This window comes from Exiguobacterium sp. s123, from assembly GCF_018617075.1.
Lineage (GTDB): Bacteria > Bacillota > Bacilli > Exiguobacteriales > Exiguobacteriaceae > Exiguobacterium > Exiguobacterium profundum.
This window is the reverse complement of sequence record NZ_JACSJL010000004.1, coordinates 184,336-205,818: the sequence shown is the minus strand read 5'-3', so window position 1 is coordinate 205,818 and position 21,483 is coordinate 184,336. Positions and strand designations below refer to the sequence as shown.

Below are 21,483 nucleotides of genomic sequence, written 5' to 3'. Positions count from 1 at the left end.
GCCATGGACTATATGACGTTCAAACGAATCTTCGACGGGACGCTCAGCGGAGTGGCGCTCCTTCTTCTCGCACCGTTCCTGCTCCTCATCGCCCTCTTGATCAAAATCGATTCGCCGGGTCCCGTTTTCTTCAAACAAAAGCGCATCGGGTTACGGGAGACACGCTTTTGGATGTATAAGTTCCGGACGATGCATCAGGACACCCCGAACGATGTCCCGACACATCTGTTTAACGACTCCACGAAACACATCACGCGCGTCGGGGCGTTTCTTCGCAAGACGAGTCTCGATGAATTGCCACAGCTCGTCAACATTTTAAAAGGCGAGATGGCCATCGTCGGACCGAGACCCGCACTGTGGAATCAAGATGACTTGGTCGAGGCCCGTCGACAAGTGGGCGCGACAGAAGCGCTACCGGGGCTGACCGGGTGGGCACAGGTGAAGGGTCGAGATGAGCTTCCGATTGAGGTGAAGGCGAAACTTGACGGGGAGTACGTGCGCCAGATGAGCTTTTGGTTCGACCTGCGCTGTATCGCCTTGACCGTTCGGAACGTCTTGCTCCGGGAAGGAATCGTGGAAGGGGCACCCCCACCGAGCCCGTTGTCTGAAGAAAAGAAGATGATGCATGTTGCGAAAAAATGATAACGGTTTCCATTAAGTTACCAATTTAAGTGAGACCAACCGGGTAAATGATGACATACCGCTCTTCCTACATCTGAGACTAGACATCTACGAAAGGAGCCTTCTTATGTTTTCCAACAAAACATTGCTCATCACGGGTGGGACGGGATCGTTCGGCAATGCCGTGATGGAGCGATTCCTCGATACGAACATCAAAGAGATTCGCATCTTTTCACGGGATGAGAAGAAACAAGAAGACATTCGCAACCGCTATCATCATGACAAGTTAAAATTCTACATTGGTGATGTAAGGGACCCGAACAGCGTCAAAAATGCCATGTACGGCGTCGATTACGTCTTCCATGCGGCGGCACTGAAGCAAGTTCCCTCGTGTGAGTTTTTCCCGATCGAGGCGGTGAAGACGAATATTCTCGGTACGGAAAATGTTTTGAATGCCGCCGTCGAAGCGGGTGTGGAGAAGGTCATCTGTCTCTCGACGGATAAGGCGGCCTACCCGATCAATGCGATGGGGATCTCCAAAGCGATGATGGAAAAAGTCTTCGTCGCCAAGGCCCGTGCGGTCGGACCAGACCGGACGCTCATCTGCGGGACCCGTTACGGGAACGTGATGGCCTCGCGTGGGTCGGTCATCCCATTATTCGTGGAACAGATTAAAAGAGGGGAACCGCTCACCGTGACCGATCCGCTCATGACGCGTTTCTTGATGAGCCTGGCCGATGCGGTCGAGCTCGTCGTCTTCGCATTCCATCATGCGCATGCCGGTGACATCATGGTCCAAAAATCACCTGCCTCGACGATTGGTGTACTCGCCGAAGCGGTGAAGCAACTGTTCGGGGTCGATCTTCCCATCAAAGTCATCGGGACCCGCCACGGCGAGAAAGCGTTCGAGACGTTGATGACCCGGGAAGAGAAAGTCGTCTCCGAAGACATGGGTGGATTCTTCCGCGTCCCGGCCGACAATCGAGACTTGAACTACGAGAAGTACTTCAGTGAAGGCAGCCAGGAACTGACGGCTCAAGGGGAGTACAACTCGAACAATACGAGACAGCTCGATGTGGAGGAAGTGAAGGAACTCTTGTTGACATTACCTTACATCCAGGAAGAACTCGCGAAATGGACAATTCCCGCTTCCGCGAAACGAATCGGGTGAGCGTGATGACCAGACAACGACTCGTCTTCTTATCCAACATCGCTTCCCCGTATCAAGTAAAATTCGCTGACGTGCTTCAAAAGCACGTTGATACCGAGTTTTGGTTTTATAAACAAATCACCGATCAGCGACCTGACTGGTGGATTATCCCACTAGGTAAACGCTGTCGCGTCTTGAGAGGATCGTATTTCTCGAAAAAGACGAACTATCTCTCGTTCGACGTCTTTCTCCAACTCATCCGATTTCGACCGCATATCTTGCTACTAGCCGGCTTCACCCCGTTCCATGCCCTGCTCTTACAAATCGTCAAACTGTTCGGGGTGCGCGTCGTCGTCATGAGTGAACCGATTCGAAACGTACGGGGCGAGACGAGCGGCGAATCGACGTTATTGACAAGAGAGAACGGCTTGCACAAGACGACGCGGATTCATCGATTGTTCAAGCGGACCGATTTGATTTTTGGAATGGGGAACGTCGCACGTGATCAATTTATCAAGGAACTCGGCTTTCCTTCCGAACAAGTCGTCTCGGCACCCTATCCGATCGATATCGAGACGCACATGTCGCACCCGTTACGTCAGAAAGGACCAAACGACTCGATTCATCTGTTGTTTGCCAATCGCTTAGTTGAACGTTATCAACCGCTCGTCGCCTTAGAAGCGTATCGAATCTTGAAAGAAGAATATCCGAATCTTTCCATGTCGCTCAATCGCGACGGACACCTCGCGGATGCATGTCGACGATATATCGAAGACGAGCAGTTGAAGGATGTCACGTTCCTTGACGAAATCGAGTCGTGGGACGGATTGAATCTCGTTTACCGGAGTTCAGATATTCTCGTGTTACCGGCGACTTATTCGAATGGGAACATCAGCATCATTGAAGCCTGCGCGTCGGGGATGGGAATCGTCGTCAGCCATGACGTCAACAACGTCGCGCGTCATCTTCACGAAGGAATCAATTGTTACAAGTGCGAACCGACCGTGGCATCGCTCGTGACCGAACTGAAACACTATCTCGACCATCCCGAACGATTGACAACCCACGGACAGCAATCGAAAGAACTCGTGACGCCAAGATTGAACGCCAACACGGCTGCCGTCTATGTCGATTTACTCCAACCACTTTATCGCAAAGGAGATTCTCACCATGCTGAAGCTGCTGTTGCTCGGGGGAGCGATGCATCAAGTTCCCATCATCCAAAAAGCGAAACAACAAGGGATATCCACCGTCCTCTGTGACTATCTACCGGATAATCCAGGTCGCCTCGTGGCCGATCGCTATTACTGTACGAGCACCCTTGATCGGGAGGCAGTCCTCGCCATCGCGAGAGAAGAAGGCATCGATGGGATTGTCGCCTATGCGTCCGACCCGGCGGCGCGAACGGCCGCCTATGTTGGAGAAGCGCTCGGGTTAGTGACGAACTCACTTGAAACGGTCGAAACGTTGACGAATAAAGCGAAGTTTCGGACATTCCTACAGCGACATGGATTTGCCGTCCCGAAAACCTTTGCGTTCACCGACGTGGAAACGGCGGTCGAGACGTTACGGGAGCGAACAGGTGATTACATCATCAAACCGGCCGACGCCTCCGGGAGTAAAGGGGTCAACAAATGGAGTCGTGGGAAGGGGATTGCGCAGCTTCGCCACCATCTCCGAGTGGCATTTACGATGTCATTCAATCAGGAAGTGGTCGTGGAGGAGTTCATTACGCGAGACGGCTATCAATTAGCAGGTGATGGATTTGTCGTCAACGGGGAGTTAGTGTTTCGCTGTTTCGGAAACGGACACTTTAACGTGAACGGAGTCAACCCGTTCGCCCCGATCAGTGCGAGTTTTCCGAGTGTGCATCCGCCTCACGTGCTTGAGCGAGTCCATCAGACGTTGCAACGTATGTTGACTGAAGTCGGCTTCAAGCAAGGAGCGTTCAACTTCGACGTCTTCGTCAAAGGAGAAGACGTCTATCTGATGGATATTGGTCCACGGAACGGAGGGAATTACATCCCACAAATCATCGAACAAGCGACAGGCGTCGACTTGGTTCAGGCGACGATTGATGTCGCACTCGGGATGCCGGTGACGCTCGAGATGAAACCGGTCACCGTACCGTCCGCTTATTTCATCGTCAGCAGTCAAGAAACGGGGCAGTTCATGGGTGTCCATTTCGATGAGGACGCATATACGATTCGACAAGCGAACATCTATTACAACGTCGGAGATGTGGTCCCTCGCTTCGAAGGGGCAAATCAAGCGCTCGGTAGTTTGATTCTGGAGTTTGAAGACGTCGAGACGATGCTTCGACTCGTCGAACATCCCGGGCGATGGCTGACCTTACACATCAAGTCAACCGAAGAAACGGAGGGAGAATCATGGACATCGTCGTCACCGGTGCGAACGGTTTTTTAGGCAGACACCTCGTTCACGCCTTGGAGCGGGCTGGGCATCTCGTCCTCCCGATCACCCGTTCGACCTCATTCATGGAACGAAGCAGCTATCTGCGTCGAGCGGACGCCGTCTATCATGTGGCCGGAGTGAACCGTCCCGAACGAGTCGAAGAATTCACGACGGGAAACGTCGACTTGACCGAGGCGATCGCCACCGAATTGCTGTCCTATAATCCGGTCCCCGTCTTTTTTGCCTCGTCGATTCAAGCGACTCAAGACAATCCTTACGGAAACAGTAAACGAGAAGCGGAGGACATTTTGCGGCTGTACGGTCAACGGAGCGGGGCACCGGTTCACATATATCGGCTCCCGAACCTGTTCGGCAAATGGGGGAGACCATTCTATAACAGTGCGGTTACGACGTTTTGTTATCAGATTGCACGAGGAGAGGACGTCACGGTCACGCATCCCAATCATGTGTTGACGCTCGCCCATGTCGATGACGTCGTCGCCTCGTTTGTAGGGGCGCTGCATAAAACAGAAAGCACTGATTCAGACGTCCCGACACACCAGATCACATTATTCGACCTTGCCCGAATGATTGAATCGTTCGAAGCGGTCCGAATGGCTAGAGGGGTACCGGATGTATCGGATCCTTTTACGAAAAAGCTGTACAGCACGTACTTAAGTTACTTGCCGAAAGAACGGATGGTCACGCCTCTCTTGATGCATCAAGACGTGAGGGGATCGTTCACAGAACTGTTCAAGACGCCTGACCGTGGTCAAGTCTCCGTCAACGTGGCCAAACCCGGAATCACAAAAGGGGAGCACTGGCATGAGTCGAAACATGAACAATTCATCGTCGTCAGCGGTGAAGGCGTGATTCGGCTCCGGTTGATGGACCAAGATCAAATCATCTCGTTCCATGTTAGTGAAGAACAGCTTGAAGTCATCGAGATTCCGCCAGGTTACGTCCATCATATCGAAAACACGGGCGTGAAAGATTTAGTGACGGTGATGTGGGTGAACGAGCCGTTCGACGCGAGTCAACCGGACACCTATCGAGCCACTGTCGCACAAGACGCGGAAGTCTCATAAAGGAGGGATTCATCATGGTCATGGTGAGCATCAACTGCATCACATACAATCACGAGAAGTACATCGCTCAGGCGATTGAAGGCTTTTTGTCACAGCGCACGAACTTCGAGGTCGAGATTCTGATCCATGATGACGCCTCGACGGATCGGACGGCAGACATCATCCGGGAATACGTTCAGAAATATCCTGAAAAATTCAACGTCATCTATCAGACGGAGAATCACTATTCAAAAGGCGTGTTCATCGGTCGGTTGAACGAGGAGCGGGCACGCGGCAAATATATCGCGGTTTGTGAGGGCGATGATTACTGGACCGACCCGTACAAATTGCAAAAACAAGTCGACTATATGGAAGCCCATCCGGACTGTACGCTTTGTTTCCACGATGCGTACGTCGAGACAGGTGGGAAGCTCCACACGAATTGGCACGTCATTCCATGGATGCCGGAAAATCGAAAGCTCGCTTCATCCGTGCCCCGGACGTATGATGCCGGAGAATTACAGTTACTCGGGTTCGTTCCGACGATGTCCATGTTGTATGTGAACGATTTCCGTGACGCCCCGCGATGGCTCGAAGAGACGCCGGCGCGAGATGCATCGATTCGCTTGTATATCACGAGCAGGGGATACGCCTACTACATGCCGGAAGTGATGAGTGTCTATCGCTACGAAGTCGAAGGGTCGGCGACGACCATTTGGAACGAGGGGAATGTCGAACGTGACGTGAAGCGACATGAGGAGTTCATTCGTTTCATCAACTTATTTGATGCCTATACCGATGGGAAATACCATCAGGAGCTGGAGTTGTCCCGGATTTCCTTTGAAGTGGGGCTCCACCGATTGAAGGGGGAGTATGATGCGTTACGTTCTACTCGATATGACGCGTATCTCGATCGATTCGTCGGAATCGATCGAATCCGACCTTACTTGATGATCAAGCAGCCACATTTAACGGAGTGGCTGATTAAAATACGAAATCGGGCATTCGCTTGAACGAAAGGAAAAGGGGTGATTTCACCATGAGTGGTTCAAATATAGAAACAGATGCCGTCATTCCCGTCACGCGACCGAGTATGCCGGACTTTGATACGTATGTCGAGATGATTCGTCCCCTTTGGGAATCGCGTCACTTGAGCAACCGTGGCGAGCATGTGCGAGCGTTAGAAGAAGAGTTAGAGCAGCGTCTAAACGTCCCGCACGTCTCCTTATTGACGAACGGTCACCTGGCCCTCGAGACGGCGATTGATGTGCTCGGGTTAACGGGTGAGGTCATCACGACACCATTCACGTTCGCCTCGACGACGCATGCGCTCATCCGAAAACAGATCACTCCTGTCTTTTGTGACATCAACCCGATAAACTACACGATTGACGTCAACAAAATCGAGGCGTTGATCACGGAATGGACGACGGCTATCCTACCTGTTCATGTGTATGGGAACGTATGTGACGTGGAGGCGATCGAACAACTCGCAAAACGCCATGGACTTCATGTCCTCTACGATGCGGCGCACGCGTTCGGTGTCCGGCAAGACGGGCGCGACGTCTCGACGTTCGGCGACCTGACGATGTTCAGCTTTCATGCGACAAAAGTGTTTCACACGATTGAGGGTGGTGCGCTCACGTTCCGGGATGCCCGTTACGTCGAAGCGATTCATCAAGCCGTCAACTTTGGGATTACCGGACCAGAATCCGTCGAATCGGTCGGGGGCAACGCCAAGATGAACGAGTTTCAGGCGGCGATGGGACGGTGCAACCTCCCACGGATCGATGCCGACATTGAAAAGCGAAAACGTTTGGTCGAGCGATACGACACCCGTTTAGCGGACGCTTCATTTCTACGCTTGAACCTTCGGGATGAACGGACGGAGTCCAACTATGCGTACTATCCAGTTCTCGTCAAGAAAGGGAGAGCGGCACGCGATGACATGATGGCATCCTTAGCGCAGCATGGGATTCTCGCCCGGAAGTACTTTTATCCACTCGTGACCGATTTTTCCTGCTACGCATTCGACGCATCCGTACCGAACGCCACGTACGTCTCGGATCGGGTGATCACGTTACCGCTCTATCCGGACATGACAATGGAGATGATCGACCGCATTTGTGACGTAATCCTTGAAGGAGGGAATGAACGATGAAAGGAATCATTCTAGCGGGTGGGAACGGGACGCGTCTCTACCCGATGACGAAAGCAGTCTCGAAACAGCTGTTGCCGATCTATGACAAGCCCCTCATCTATTATCCGATGTCGGTGCTGATGCTCGCCGGCATCAAGGAGATTTTATTGATCTCGACCCCGAAAGACATCTCCGGGTATGAGCGACTGTTCGGTGACGGGCATCAACTTGGAATCTCGATTACGTACCAAGTACAAGAGCGTCCGGTCGGTCTCGCGGATGCCTTCATTCTAGGAGAATCGTTCATCGGGGACGACTCCGTTTGCCTCATCTTAGGGGATAACGTCTTCTATGGGCCGAACTTGACGCGCTTTTTACAGGATGCGAAAGAGCGACAGTCAGGCGCGACGGTGTTCGGATATCCGGTCAAGGACCCACGGGCATTCGGTGTCGTCGAGTTCGATGCGGATCGACGCGTCTTGTCCATCGAAGAGAAGCCGGCGGTCCCGAAATCCAATTATGCGGTACCGGGGCTTTACTTTTATGACAATCAAGTCGTCGAGTTTGCGAAACAAGTGAAGCCGTCGCCACGCGGCGAGCTCGAGATCACGTCGATCAATCAAATGTATTTGGAACGAGGCGAGTTGAACGTCGTCTTGTTCGGTCGCGGGATGGCATGGCTCGATACCGGGACACCTGAAGGGATGATTAAAGCTTCCATTTTCGTACAGACAGTACAGGAACGGCAAGGTTATTACATCGCATGTCTGGAGGAGATTGCATGGCGTCGTGGGTTCATCACACGAGAGCAATTGGTCGACATCGGTCAGACGCTCAAGATGACCGATTACGGACAGTATTTGATATCGCTTCTAGAGGAGGGAGAACAGACCCATGCATACAATCCTAGTGACTGGCGGAGCCGGGTTCATCGGTTCAAATTTCATAAAACACTTTCGGGACAAACATCCAACGTCACGCATCCTTAACGTCGACGCGTTGACCTATGCCGGCAATTTAGAGAACGTCCAAGCGTTCGAGCACGACCCGCTCTACGTGTTTCGGAAAGTAGACATCCGCAACCGTCCGGCGATTGACGAACTGTTCTCTCTCTTTGAGATTGACGAAGTCGTGCATTTTGCGGCGGAATCGCATGTCGACCGAAGTATCCTTGAGCCGGAGTTGTTCCTCTCGACGAATATCCTGGGTACACAAGTGTTGCTCGACGCGGCCATGCGGCATTGGAAACGGGATCCGGACGATAAAAACAGTCGAGAATACCGAGATGACGTCTGTTTCGTCCATGTCTCGACGGATGAGGTATACGGGTCGCTCGGGGAGACGGGATTCTTTACTGAAGAGACCCCCCTCGCCCCGAACAGTCCTTATTCCGCCTCGAAGGCCGGGTCTGATTTGCTCGTTCGTTCCTATCATGAGACGTACGGCTTACCGATCAAGATCACCCGTTGCAGCAACAATTACGGTCCGTATCAATTCCCCGAGAAACTGATTCCGCTCATGGTGCACCATTGTATGACCGATCAACTACTCCCAGTATATGGGGACGGAGGACATATCCGGGATTGGTTACATGTGAAAGACCACTGTGAAGCCATCGATCTCGTTCGACAAAAGGGGCAGGTCGGAGAAGTTTATAACATCGGCGGACATAACGAGAAGACGAACCTGGAGCTCGTCCGAACGATTTTACGAGCGTTTGACTTACCTGATGACCGCATCCAATTCGTGACGGATCGCCCTGGCCATGACCGTCGTTATGCCATTGACGCGAAGAAAATGCAAGACGAACTCGGGTGGGTGCCACGCTACAGTTTTGAACAAGGAATCGAAGAGACAATCGAATGGTACCGGTCACATCCGGAATGGGTCGAGCGCATCGTCTCGGGAGCGTATAAAACTTATTATCAAGACATCTATTCTTCCTAAGTCTGAGTCGTTCTATCATCCCGGGGAAAGGAGGGGATCGACATGGTGATGGTCAGCATCGACTGCATCACGTATAACCACGAACCGTACATCGCCAAAACGATTGAAGGATTCTTGATGCAGGAAACGGATTTTGATTTCGAGATCCTGATTCATGAGGATGCCTCAACGGATCGGACGGCGGACATCTTGCGCGAATATGAAGAACAGCATCCGGACCGGATTCGGGTCATCTATCAAACGGAAAACCAATATTCTCAAGGGGTCATGGTGAATCTGTTAAACGAAGAGAGGGCGCGTGGCAAGTACATCGCCCTTTGTGACGGGGACGACTACTGGACCGACCCACACAAGTTGCAGAAACAAGTCGACTATATGGAAGCCCATCCGGACTGTACGCTCTGTTTTCATGATGCGTATGTCGAAACGGACGACACACTCCATACCGGATGGCGCGTCATCCCGTGGATGCCTGAAAACAGAAAGTATGCCTCGACGGAGCCGCGGACCTATCATGCCGGGGAGTTACAGCTACTCGGCTTCATTCCGACGATGTCCATGCTGTACCGGAATGGACTGACAGACGATCTGTTAGATTGGATCGGCGATACGCCCGCCTTCGACGGCGCGCTCAAACTGCACGTCGCAAGCCAAGGTTACGCCTACTACATGCCTGAGGTGATGAGCGTATATCGATTCGGTGTGTCCGGGTCGGTCACCACCAAGTGGCGTCAACGAAACAGGGAGCGCGATATTGAGCGGATGGAGGCATTCATCCGAATGATGGATGCGTTCGATTCCTATACGGATGGCAGATTTCATCAAGAAATCGAAATCTCTCGCTTATCGTTCGAAGTCGGCTTGCATCGGCTCCGACGAGATTTTCAAGCGCTGAAGTCACCCCGGTATGATCGATATGTGGAGCGTTTCGTCGGGAGAGAGCGGCTACGTCCCTACTTGATGGTACGACATCCGCACTTGATGGAGTGGTTGATTCGCATGCGCTCGTTCCAGCTGGGCTAAGGGAGGCGGCTCAAATGAAATTAGGGATCATGCAGCCTTACTACTTCCCATACCTCGGTTATATTCAATTGATGAACGCGGTGGACCAGTTCGTCATCTTGGACCATGTGCAATTTGCGAAACGAGGATGGATTCATCGAAACCGCATTTTGGTCGAGGGACATATCAAACCGATCCATCTGAAAATCGATCATATGACACAACATCGTACGATTCGTGAGCATGAGCGGATTCTCGATCCAGTTCATGAGAGCTATCAACTGCGCTTATTACACCATGCATATCAACGCGCACCAAGTTATGCCGACGTCATGCCGATGGTGGAACGAATCATTCAAAATGAGGAACGCAATGTCGCCACTTATCTAGAAACGTTATTGACGGAAGTGCGTGACTATCTCGAGATGGATACGGAGTTATTGGTCGCCTCCTCGCTCGACTACGACAAGTCGCTGAAGTGTGAACAACTGGTGCTCGAGATTTGTCATCACTTGCGTACCTCGCATTATATCAATGCGATCGGCGGGCAGGAACTTTATGACAAACAGCGGTTTGCGGAATCCGGGGTGCCGCTTGATTTTATCCAGATGGATGCGGTGGAATATGCTCAATTTGGTCATCCGTTCACGCCCAACTTGTCCATTATCGATGTCTTGATGTTCAATTCGAAGACGAAAGTGCGTGAATTGCTCCACGCCTATACGCTCGTCTAATCGGACGAGATAGAGGACGCAACGATTAGAGGAAAGGGGATGAACACGTTGAACACATCATTTGAATGGACCAATCGACGTCTATTCTTCAGCCCTCAGCGAGACGCATCACTCGACTGGATGGATGCGTTCGCACAAGGACCTTGTGTGTTGGAACGCGATACCTATTTGCGGATCTACTTCAGCTGTCGACCGAAGCCGATTGATGGACGATACGTCAGTCACAGCGGGTATGTGGATGTCGCAAAAGAAGATTTCTCGATTCTTCGGGTGAGTGAACGACCGATATTGGAGCTCGGTGCACGTGGGACGTTCGACGAGTTTGGTGTCTATCCGTTTTCGGCGATTGAGGTCGGGGATGAGGTACATGCCTATTACGGGGGCTGGACGCGTACGGTGTCCGTTCCATTTAATGTGAATATCGGAAAAGCCATCAGTCGAGACGGCGGACGTACGTTCGAGCGCGTCGGTCCAGGACCGATCCTATCGTATACGCTCGACGAACCCTTCATCTTGAGCGGACCGAAGATTCGGCGTTTTCAGGACACGTGGGTGTTGTTCTATATCGCCGGACGAGAGTGGATCATGGATGGCGAACGTCCGGAACCGGTGTATAAGATTCGGCTGGCCACGTCGAAGGACGGGGTCACGTGGGTGAAAGCGGGACGCGATTTGATTGAAAGCGTACTTCCGAATGAGGCGCAGGCTAGTCCAGACGTCTTTTATGAGGATGGACGCTATCATATGTTTTTCTGTTACCGCGACGCGACCGATTATCGGAAAAATCCCGAGCGGACGTATCGAATCGGATATGCCTCTTCTCCGGACTTCCTCCATTGGACGCGTGACGATGACGTGATGAAGTTCTCGCGGACAGAATCAGGATTCGATGACGAGATGGTCGCCTACCCCCATACGTTCACGTTGAACGGGAAACGATATTTACTTTACTTGGGGAATGAAGTCGGACGAGAAGGATTCGGCATCGCGGAGCGCAAGGAGGGAGCGAGATGAAGTGGAAGAAACTCGGACACATCTTCGACCCGGCGCCGTACGGATTTTTCGGGGAGTACTCCTCGTTCGCCCAATCCCCTCAGGCGCTCGTCTTCGAGGATTTTGTGCGCATCTATTTCTCGACCCGCGAACCGGACGGTGACATGTTCAAGAGCCACGTCCGATACGTGGATATGACACGTGATTTCAACATCATCGACGTGTCCACAGATGAGATCATCCCCCTTGGAAAACGGGGGACGTTCGACGAACACGGGATCTTCCCATTTCACGTCACGCGGACGCGTGATGGGCTTTATGGCTATACGAGTGGCTGGAGCCGTCGTGACTCGGTAGCTGTCGAAACGGGGATTGGCCTCTCTGTCAGTCGGGACGAGGGAGAGACGTTCGAACGACTCGGAGACGGGCCCGTATTATCGGCGAGCATCGAGGAACCGTTTCTCGTCGGCGACCCTTTTGTCGTCACACGGGAACAATACTATATGTATTACATTTACGGGACGACATGGAAAGAGGGGCCGGATGGCGTCCAGGAACGAACGTATAAGATTGCGCTCGCCACATCAGAAGATGGACAGACGTTCAAGCGTCACGGAAGAATCGTTTCGGATGTGATCGCGGACGAGAGTCAAGCGCTTCCGACCGTGTTCGAAGCGGACGGACGTTACCATATGATTTTCTGTTTTCGGGACACCTTCGGCTTTCGAACCGACCCGTTTCGCGGATATCGATTAGGTTACGCCTATTCGGAAAATCTGTTGGACTGGACGCGGGATGATGCGGCGCTCGGATTCGAGCGAAGTTCCGACGGGTGGGACGCGGACATGGAGTGTTATCCGCATGTCTTCGAGTGGGGAGGTCGGCACTATCTTCTCTATAACGGGAACGAGTTTGGGCGACATGGATTTGGTGTCGCAATTTTGGAGGACGTATGATGACTCGCGATCAAGGGACGGTCTCTGACTATGTGGCGCATCTTGAGGCGTGTGATCACCTGTTCCCGACCAAGCTGTCGGAGCGGGTGGCGCTAGAGCCATACGCTTTGAAGCTCTACGAACGGGCGACGTCATATGAAATTTGGAATGACGGGTGTCTCGTCGGGCTAATCGCAGCATACATGGATACGGACATCGTCTTCATCAGCCATATTTGCGTGTTGCCGAAAGCGCCGTCCGGTAGTGGGCACGCCTTATTGGAAGCGTTATGCGAAGAAGCAATCGAGACGAACAAAAGGAAAATTCACTTGCACGTCGAGACAACGAACGAACGGGCGATTGCCTTCTACATGCGACACGGCTTCAGCGAGCTCGACCGAATCGATGATGTGCTCGTCATGGAGAGTGTATTATGAAACGCATCTCTCTCGTATTTTAGAATAAGAAAGTTAAATACAAACCGAAGCTGATCCTCGTCCATCGTACGAGGATTTTTTGATGAATGCAGGAAACTGATAAGCTTTATCGAATACGACAAAAAGAAAAAGCGCCTGACCGAGGTCAAACACTTTTCTTGAGCTCTCGTTTCCGGTCGCGTTGTACTTTCCAAATCATCGATCCAACGATGATCAGGATTGGCGCGATGACCCATGGACGGGCTTCGAGAATCGAGACGAGTTCAAAAATGGAGAGCCATCCGCTCACCATGATCAAGACTAGCAAAAAGGTTTTCAGTCCCCCCCGGACCGGAAGCCAAAAATAAACGAATAATGTCACTAAGAAGAAAGCGATTAAGCCCATGCGGTTTGTCCTTTCACCCATCATTTTGACTCATTATAGCAAAGAACATCGAGAGAGTGTTAGAAGCTTCACTTCTTCGGCGTGTTTCGGTACGCTTATAAAAGATGATTGAAGGAGGAACTGATGTGAAATTTGGAATTATTGGTTTAGGATACGTTGGATTGGCTACACTTTGTGGTTTGGCAAAAGCCGGTCATCACGTCATCGGGGTTGAAGCGGACGAAGAGAAGCTACGTCTTCTCATGAGTGGACACCCGCCATTCCATGAACCAGGCATGGCAGAGGTGTTGCAAGAGCACGCCGACCAGATCACCCTGACAAGCCGAATCGCGGATACGGAGCAGGTCGACTATTTGATTCTTGCGGTCGGGACACCGAGCAAGTCGGATGGAAGCTGTGACTTATCTTATATCGAAGCAGTCTTGTCGGAACTAAACACGAAGCATAAAATCGTCATTCGTAGCTCGGTCCCGCCCGGCACGACAGACTTACTGAACATCATGTATCCCTCTCATACGTTTGCGATCGTACCGGAATTTTTACAAGAAGGACGCGCGCTCGCAGATGTCATGAAACCACACCGTGTCGTCATCGGGTGTGTAAATCTCGAAGTTGCAGAAGACTTGGCAGGAATCTACGGACGCCTTGGCGTTCCGCTCATCTGTACGACACCGATCAATGCAGAACTCATCAAATACGCCTCGAACGCCTTTTTGGCCACGAAAATTAGCTTCATGAACGACTTGTCGCGTCTAGCCGATCAAGCTGGCGCTGACATTTCGACGATTGCGGACGGGATGGGACTCGATCCGCGAATTGGGCGTTCGTTCTTGAACGCGGGCATCGGGTACGGAGGTTCGTGCTTCCCGAAAGACATGAACGCACTCCTACACGTCGCGAGTGAAAACGAGATCGATCTACGTGTCATCCGGGCGGCGACGAAAGTGAATGAGACGCAAATCGAGTACGTGCTCTCAAAATTGAACGTTGAACCGAACATGCGCGTGGCTATCCTTGGTTTGGCATTCAAACCAGGAACAGACGATATGCGAGATGCCCCATCAATTCTACTCGCTCACCACATGGTGGCCCGTAACGTAGACGTCATCGGGTATGATCCGATTGCGACGTGGGACTATCCACAAGCGACGACGGTTGAAGAGGCGCTGAAGGGAGCCGATTATGCCATTCTCGTCACAGAATGGGATGAGATTGTGAACTTGGCACCGGATGCTTTCAACGGCATGCGCCAGCGTCGATTGATCGATGCACGAAACGCATGGAAGTTCGCACGCGATCCGGGCGATGTGTCATACGAAGGAATCGGACGGATGCAACGTCCGTCGAACACACCGACTTCAAACTAAAACTGTTCAGGACCGCTCATATAGGCGGTCCTGTTTTTGCGAGACGTGAATCTTTTGTAGCAGTCATGACGTATAGAAAGGAGAGGAGGCGAGGCATATGTGGATTCTCATTCTAGCAGCAGGAATCGTCATCGCGTTAGGCTTCGCGGTTGACAGGCTCGGTTGGTATCACTTGATCTCTGGATACAATACAATGTCGAAAGAGAAACAGGAGCGGGTCGACATCAAAAAAGTGGCGCGACTGATTGCCTGGATGTGTTACGGGATTAGTGCACTTTTTCTCATCATTGCGCTCATCGAACTGTCTGGTTGGAACGTTCCACTCGAACCGTTCTTTCTCGCCCTGATGGTATTCATTGTCGGGATCCTTTGGCGGATGCAGCGCTATGACGGTAACATCTACGATGGAGCGGGGCGCTTGAGGCCAGATGGGAAAAAACGTCTCATTCCGATCATCATCGTCTCTGTCGTCTTACTCGTCGGTGTGCCGGCGCTCCTATTTTGGTTCAGTCAACCGACTGAAGTGATCGTGACGGATGAAGCAATCGTGATTGAAGGCAGTTATGGTCGTGAGGTCCCGTTTGATGAAGTGGAAGACGTGACATGGACGACATTGCCGGATATCGCGCGTCGAACGAACGGAGCAGATACGGGAACACGTCTGACCGGACATTTTCGGACGGAAGCAGGGGAGGATGTGCTCCTCTTTATCGACCGTGATGTCGAGCCGGTGATCCGACTCGATTGGTCAGACAAAACAATCTATCTCAATCAGTCTTCGGTTAAAGAAACGAGACAGTTATATGAGGACATTCGTTCACGCTGAAAAAAGGGCCACTCAATGCGAGTGTCCCAGACTGTAGACAAAGTATAGGTCTAATGTCTTTTATATGCCCAACCCGGACACGGCTCGCTTTCCTAGGGGCAAGCAGGGAGCCGCATCGCGACTGCGTCACTGCTGGGTCTCCCTTTGCTTGCTATTCCCTCAGGAGTCTCGCCTGCCCGTTCTTGGTCACTTTTTGTCCTTCATCCCATATAATGGTGTGAGAAGAACACAGAGGGGCGGATCTGATGATCAACAAGTCGACACGATCCATCCTTCACGGTCTGACGAACAGAACGGATGTTGAACGGCGGGAAGAGACGGATGATCTCGGGATTGATGACGGGCGGGCTCGGCGTTTACCTTCCCTTTCCCCTGATACATCGATTCGAAGTAAGTATCGAGCTTTTTCTTCGGCCGTCGTGGTCTCAGAAAAAGACAAACGGCCGCCAGATGACGACCGTTTTCGTTGCTTGCCCGACGGCGCCCCGACTCCTACAGGAAAGCAATCCGACGGAGACCCAGCAGCGACCTAGGTCGCGATGCGGCTCCGGGATTGCCTGAGGAAAGCGTGGGCGCCGGACAGGCGAGCGATAAGATTCATGTTAGTCAACAAGCTGGGACACTCAAAGCGAGTGTCCCTTTGTGTTGACCCATGATTCGAATGAGGCTGCGTCCAGGGCGGGTGAGAAGTAGAAGCCCTGTCCGAGTTCGACCCCTTCACGAAGCATGCGTGACAGGTCGCTTTCGGTCTCAATCCCTTCTGCGAGAGCGGTTAGTTGTTGCTCGTTCGCAAAGCGAGAGACGGCACGTAAGAAGGACGTACTTTCTTTCGCCTTTCCACTCACATACATCCGGTCAATTTTCACTTCTTGAATCGGTAGGTGCCAAATCGCTTCGAATGAGGCGTATCCGGTCCCGAAGTCGTCGATTGATAGGCAATAGCCGAGGTCAGCGATATCTTCTAATCGTTCGAGTTCACTCGCATACGACATGATGTCAGAGGACTCGGTCAATTCAATCTTCAATCGGTCAGGTAGCCACGGGTATACCTCAATCGAATCCCGAAGCTTCGCCACGATGGAAGGGTCGACCGAATGGGCCGACAAGTTGAACGACAAGGAGATGTCTTCAAATGAAGTCCCTTGCCATGCGACGAGCTGGGCAATCGTCTGATCGAGAATATTGTGTGAGAGCCATAAGATTTGATCGGAACGTTCCGCGATGCGAATGAACTCGTTCGGTGGGATGACTCCGATGTCAGGATGTGTCCAGCGAGCGAGCACTTCCGCGCCAACGACGCGACCTGTTTTCAATTCGACTTGCGGTTGATACGCGACCGTCAATTCTCCTTTTCGGATGGCATCCGGGAGCGCTTGTTCAATCAGTGCGGCGAGTTGCATCTGGGCTAAAATTTCCGAGTCATACCAAACCGAAGGGGTACGTGTCTCTTTGGCGTGCTGTAACGCCTTCATCGCCTTGAACAGACAGTCGTTGTATGCCCCTTCCGTTTCGGTCGCCCCGATTTGAATATGTACGTTTTGGCGTTTATGGTTGATTGTCACTTCAGTCGGGAAGAGCTCCAACAGCTCGTGCTCATCCTCGTACGAGAAGCCTTTAACATACAGCATGAACGTGTCGTCTCGGTATCGACCGAAGAGATGTTGGGCATATTTCGAAAGACGGGACTCGACGGCTCGCGCAAACTCAATCATGAGCAAATCAGCATACGCAGGGTCGTACCAATCAACGAGATGATGATAGTCATGAATCCGGATAAGGATAAATGCACCGTCAATCTCTTGCTTTTCCCACTTGCGAACAAAGCCATATTCATTATAGAGGTTGGTCGCCAAGTCGAAACGGACGAGACGGTCGACCTTCCGTTCCCGTTCGACCCGGTCCGTCTCATCTTCGACGATGAGGTAATACGTCAACTTTTCCTCACGCTTGAGCGGCGTCAGTTTCACATTCAGATAACGGAGATGTTCCCCTTTCAGATGAATGATGAACTGCGCACTCGTCCCATGTTCAGTCACACCTTCGAGCGCTTGCTCGAACAAGCGGCGACCCGTCTCGGTGAACAATTGGTTGATCTCATATAAGTTCCGATCACCGAAAAACTGCCGGAACATCTCGTTGCGCTCAATCAGGTTATACGAGTCATCCATGAGGGCGATGGCGAGTCCCGTCTCAGAGAAGAGAGACGACCAGCGCTCATGGTAACGCACGAGGTCTTGTGAACGATTCTCTAGTTCGTGAACGGTCGAATGGACACTCGTGGCAATCTCGCGTAACTCGTCCTCGATCCCTCGGAAATCATGTGTTTTCGGAAACATCGCTTCGACAGGTTCTAGGCTAGGGTCGATGGCGAGTGCGCGTGCTTTGAGATGCGCCAAATCGTGATTGTAGCGATTGCGTGTATAGTAGAGCAGAAATAGGAGTCCGAGCGATAACAGCAACGTCACCACGAATGAAGTGGTGGCTAAGACTTGATAATGCTTACTTTCTTCTTGAAGCATCGTCTCAGAACTCGAACGGATGGAACGAAGGGCACCATAGGCGTCCTCGTAGACATTCGTTGAATTGACGTAACGAGCTTCTAGAGACGCCTCGCGATTCGCCATATTCGCAAAGGACTGTCCGCTTTCCGCCACGTCGATGACCGCTTTCGACTGCAGTGTCTCATTCGATTCAATGATGGTTTGAACAAGTTTTGCTTCGCCGACAATCAGATCCACGGTGTTTGTGAGTTGACCCGCATCAATCGGGTTACGGAAGAGGGCTTCACGATTCCGCATAAGAATCGATTGCATTCGCATGATGGCATCAGTCAGTTCGTATGCCGCATTCGATTGATTCGTTTGCTCGAGTGCTTGATATAGCCAGCGTCGATTGATGGAACTGATGACATCGGTTGGGACCGCCTCGAATTGTTCAGCCTCGAGAATTTGATTCAACTCATTTGAGAACGTCTGGAGCGTCTCCCGTTCCCGTTCGTTCACACCGTCCTCAAAGTCGTTCAATAAACGCTCATTGTATTGGAGTGCCCGTTCTTTGTACGGTGTGGAGAGGAAGGATGTCGTCGGATTCGACTGCTCCTCATACCGGGTCGCCGCTTCGAAAAGAGAGACGTATGCTTCGACACCAGCTAGGTTTGCCGCTTGATTCAAATTCGTAATCGTCTGGTCGATGGCTTCTTGTTTTTCATGCCAATAAAAACTCGTGCCAAGTCCAAACAACAGGACACCGATGAGACAAGCAATCGCGAGCGCCATCGTGTAGGTACGGTATGGAATTTTTGCAAAACGGGGTTGGCCCATCCGGCACCTCCTTTTTTCCTTCATCATACTTCCGAATTCGGGTCAAGCGATAAAAATCCTGCAATACGAAAGAAAAACCCGACTTTTGTCGGGTTTTTTGGCGTGACCAAAGTCACGGTCGCTTATAACCGATTAAGCGTGACTGCCAATACGGTTCTTTACTGATTTGGTTGTATCCTAATCCAGATGAACCGGCATGGATGAACGTATCGGAATTGATCATGATACCCATGTGCGATGGCCCGGCGGTATATGTGTTTTCGAAGAAGACGAGGTCACCGGCTTGCGGGACGAATGACTTGGGCAATTGAGGTCCGAAATAAGCACCACCCCAATAATTAGCCACGTTTGTCCGTGGGATGCTGACGCCGGATTGATTGAATACATAATAGATGAGTCCTGAGCAATCGAATCCACCATTTGCCGGGCTTGATGATGCCCATACGTACGGTGTGCCGACGAAGCGTTTTGCCACATCGATGGTCGAAAGCCTAGTAGCTTGGGCACTTTGCCCTTTGATTTCAGCGACGGCTGATTTTGCGACGAATCCTGATGCGAGACGATAGTGGGTCGATGTCTCCCCGATTACGTTCAAGAGTTCTCCCCGAAGTGTCGAGCCGACCGTGCTACTCGACTCGTTCGCCTGTGACCGAATCGATGTTGGATAGTACGTATAATATGAATTCGAATCATAAGAACCTTCAACCCAAGACGGGCCGTCTGCCGAACCTTTCGGGATGGTTTTCACATAAGCCGAGGCGACAAATCCTACCGTATTCCCGTAATAGATTTGAAGCCAGCCTTTTGACGACTGGACGACGCGCAACGTCTGTCCTGCTTTGACACTCCCGATGATGGTCGCGCTCGTCGATGCGCTCGAACGTACGTTCAAGGACGGTGTGTTGACGATATAATCGACAGCCGCATTACCAGCACCGGCATCGCCTTCGTTCGGAGCCGGGTCACTCGGTGTCGTGGACGTCTCTTTCAAATAGCCGGCACTCACGTATCCCGACTTCCCGTTATATGTGACATAGTACCAGCTACCGGACTGCTTCGTCGCCTTGACGACGGTGCCGTTCGGGATGGTCGTGACGAGGGCGTAACCGATGCCCGCACCTTGCCGAACGTTCAAGTTCGCGGTCGTGACGAATGATTGGTTCATGGTTTGTTCTGTACTCGGTGTTGTCGGTGTCGCCACTCCTGATGTTGTTAAATATGTATTGGCGACATATCCTGTTTTCGACCCATACTTCACTTTCGACCATGACCCTTCGACAGATAAGACGGTCACGGTTTTGCCTTTTGGAATCGTGAGCAATACGGTCGTCTTCGTCGACTTCGACGAACGCAGATTCAAGTTGGCTTTCGTTTGAGCTGTAGTCGAGCTCGGTGTGACCGTTGTTGGTTTGTCGGTACTGCTCGACATAGATGCCTTTTGCAAATAATCGTTATGCACCCAACCGGTCTGTCCGCCGTAACTGACTTTCGTCCATGAACCGTTTGATTGGATCGGTGTGAGCGCCGTACCTTTTGGAATCGTCAAGAGGACACGATGCCACGTTCCCCCGGCGACCCGCATGTTCAATGCGTGTGTCGTCGTGACGCGGTTCGTACTCGCCGTGGTTAACGAGGAACCACCTGTCGCAGCAGAGGGACTGCCTGTGAGCTTTAGTTTTTGACCGATGCGAATGTGATCGGAAGAGAGACCGTTCAACGATTTAATCGTCGCAACGGACACATCATAGGACCGACTGATCGACCATAACGTATCACCCGAACGCACCGTATGTGTGCTCGCCGCTGCTGCTTCGTCTGCGTGGGCAAGCACGCTGACCGCTGCGAGTGCCGCGAATGAATAGGTGAGACCAGACTTTGGATTCATAGCGTCACATCCTTTCAAAGAGTGAGAACGAAACAATTTAACAATTGAAACAATACAAGTTCATTGTACGGTGCAAAGAAATAGGCAAGCAATGGGACAAAAGGTCAATTCGCGTCTCTTTCTTAAAAAGAAGGTCAATAATTTAGAAGTGGGAATAAATCCCTGTTTCATCACTTGAAAAAAGAAGGAAGTATTGACTTTCTGTTGAATTTTGAAAACCGTTGAATCGGTTGATTCGTGCTATCATTAGGTCAAATTT

At 51.7% G+C, this 21,483-nt stretch carries 20 protein-coding genes; 17 read left to right on the top strand and 3 right to left on the bottom strand.

All coding sequences use genetic code 11. The annotated features are described in order from the left end of the window. Positions 1-3 precede the first annotated feature (3 nt). The 14 genes from KNO72_RS09070 (at position 4) to KNO72_RS09005 (ending at position 13,441) form a co-directional block, all read left to right on the top strand. Positions 4-642, top strand: coding sequence for a sugar transferase (locus KNO72_RS09070; RefSeq protein WP_214757922.1), 639 nt, complete (start codon positions 4-6; stop codon positions 640-642). A gap of 106 nt (positions 643-748) precedes the next feature. Further along, entirely contained in the window at positions 749-1,792 is a 1,044-nt protein-coding gene (locus KNO72_RS09065) for a polysaccharide biosynthesis protein (RefSeq protein WP_047794890.1), read from the top strand. Positions 1,793-1,797: 5 nt separating this feature from the next. Further along, the gene (locus KNO72_RS09060) at positions 1,798-3,033 is read left to right on the top strand and encodes a glycosyltransferase family 4 protein (protein WP_251026421.1); all 1,236 of its coding nucleotides are present in this window, start codon (positions 1,798-1,800) and stop codon (positions 3,031-3,033) included. Beyond that, complete coding sequence (locus KNO72_RS09055) at positions 2,942-4,198, top strand: ATP-grasp domain-containing protein (RefSeq protein ID WP_251026420.1); 1,257 nt, start codon at positions 2,942-2,944, stop codon at positions 4,196-4,198. Before KNO72_RS09060 ends, KNO72_RS09055 begins: the two co-directional genes overlap by 92 nt. Beyond that, a complete protein-coding gene (locus tag KNO72_RS09050) occupies positions 4,162-5,274 on the top strand; it encodes a polysaccharide biosynthesis C-terminal domain-containing protein (RefSeq protein ID WP_214685930.1) in 1,113 nt (370 codons plus the stop codon). The genes KNO72_RS09055 and KNO72_RS09050 overlap by 37 nt, the downstream gene beginning before the upstream one ends. Before the next feature lie 14 nt (positions 5,275-5,288). Beyond that, the gene (locus KNO72_RS09045) at positions 5,289-6,266 is read left to right on the top strand and encodes a glycosyltransferase family 2 protein (RefSeq protein ID WP_214685928.1); all 978 of its coding nucleotides are present in this window, start codon (positions 5,289-5,291) and stop codon (positions 6,264-6,266) included. 26 nt (positions 6,267-6,292) lie between these two features. Continuing rightward, on the top strand, positions 6,293-7,414 hold the full coding sequence (locus tag KNO72_RS09040; RefSeq protein WP_214757920.1) for a DegT/DnrJ/EryC1/StrS family aminotransferase: 1,122 nt from the start codon (positions 6,293-6,295) through the stop codon (positions 7,412-7,414). Further along, entirely contained in the window at positions 7,411-8,382 is a 972-nt protein-coding gene (rfbA, locus tag KNO72_RS09035) for a glucose-1-phosphate thymidylyltransferase RfbA (RefSeq protein ID WP_078147556.1), read from the top strand. The genes KNO72_RS09040 and rfbA overlap by 4 nt, the downstream gene beginning before the upstream one ends. Beyond that, positions 8,288-9,340: a dTDP-glucose 4,6-dehydratase gene (rfbB, locus tag KNO72_RS09030; RefSeq protein ID WP_214757918.1), complete on the top strand. Its 1,053-nt coding sequence runs from the start codon at positions 8,288-8,290 to the stop codon at positions 9,338-9,340. Before rfbA ends, rfbB begins: the two co-directional genes overlap by 95 nt. A 42-nt stretch (positions 9,341-9,382) precedes the next feature. Then, the gene (locus KNO72_RS09025) at positions 9,383-10,363 is read left to right on the top strand and encodes a glycosyltransferase (RefSeq protein WP_214757916.1); all 981 of its coding nucleotides are present in this window, start codon (positions 9,383-9,385) and stop codon (positions 10,361-10,363) included. Positions 10,364-10,377: 14 nt separating this feature from the next. Next, a complete protein-coding gene (locus KNO72_RS09020; RefSeq protein ID WP_214757914.1) occupies positions 10,378-11,076 on the top strand; it encodes a WbqC family protein in 699 nt (232 codons plus the stop codon). A gap of 39 nt (positions 11,077-11,115) precedes the next feature. Beyond that, entirely contained in the window at positions 11,116-12,090 is a 975-nt protein-coding gene (locus tag KNO72_RS09015; RefSeq protein ID WP_214730277.1) for a glycoside hydrolase family protein, read from the top strand. After that, on the top strand, positions 12,087-13,025 hold the full coding sequence (locus KNO72_RS09010) for a glycoside hydrolase family protein (RefSeq protein ID WP_214757912.1): 939 nt from the start codon (positions 12,087-12,089) through the stop codon (positions 13,023-13,025). The genes KNO72_RS09015 and KNO72_RS09010 overlap by 4 nt, the downstream gene beginning before the upstream one ends. Further along, positions 13,025-13,441: a GNAT family N-acetyltransferase gene (locus KNO72_RS09005; protein ID WP_214757910.1), complete on the top strand. Its 417-nt coding sequence runs from the start codon at positions 13,025-13,027 to the stop codon at positions 13,439-13,441. The genes KNO72_RS09010 and KNO72_RS09005 overlap by 1 nt, the downstream gene beginning before the upstream one ends. Positions 13,442-13,586: 145 nt before the next feature. On the opposite strand, the gene KNO72_RS09000 is transcribed toward KNO72_RS09005, so the two are convergent. Then, complete coding sequence (locus KNO72_RS09000) at positions 13,587-13,847, bottom strand: hypothetical protein (RefSeq protein ID WP_214687439.1); 261 nt, start codon at positions 13,845-13,847, stop codon at positions 13,587-13,589. Between the two features lie 104 nt (positions 13,848-13,951). On the opposite strand from KNO72_RS09000, the gene KNO72_RS08995 reads away from it, so the two are divergent. From KNO72_RS08995 to KNO72_RS08985, 3 genes are all read left to right on the top strand, one after another. Further along, on the top strand, positions 13,952-15,193 hold the full coding sequence (locus KNO72_RS08995) for a UDP-glucose dehydrogenase family protein (RefSeq protein ID WP_214730280.1): 1,242 nt from the start codon (positions 13,952-13,954) through the stop codon (positions 15,191-15,193). 97 nt (positions 15,194-15,290) lie between these two features. Then, positions 15,291-16,019: a DUF3784 domain-containing protein gene (locus tag KNO72_RS08990; RefSeq protein WP_214757908.1), complete on the top strand. Its 729-nt coding sequence runs from the start codon at positions 15,291-15,293 to the stop codon at positions 16,017-16,019. A 245-nt stretch (positions 16,020-16,264) separates the two neighbouring features. Beyond that, entirely contained in the window at positions 16,265-16,552 is a 288-nt protein-coding gene (locus tag KNO72_RS08985; RefSeq protein WP_214757906.1) for a hypothetical protein, read from the top strand. Positions 16,553-16,642: 90 nt separating this feature from the next. Here the strand turns inward: KNO72_RS08985 and KNO72_RS08980 are convergent, their stop codons facing one another. Then, the gene (locus tag KNO72_RS08980; RefSeq protein ID WP_214757904.1) at positions 16,643-19,339 is read right to left on the bottom strand and encodes an EAL domain-containing protein; all 2,697 of its coding nucleotides are present in this window, start codon (positions 19,337-19,339) and stop codon (positions 16,643-16,645) included. Positions 19,340-19,451: 112 nt separating this feature from the next. Beyond that, on the bottom strand, positions 19,452-21,224 hold the full coding sequence (locus KNO72_RS08975) for an SH3 domain-containing protein (protein WP_214687431.1): 1,773 nt from the start codon (positions 21,222-21,224) through the stop codon (positions 19,452-19,454). Positions 21,225-21,483: the final 259 nt, after the last annotated feature.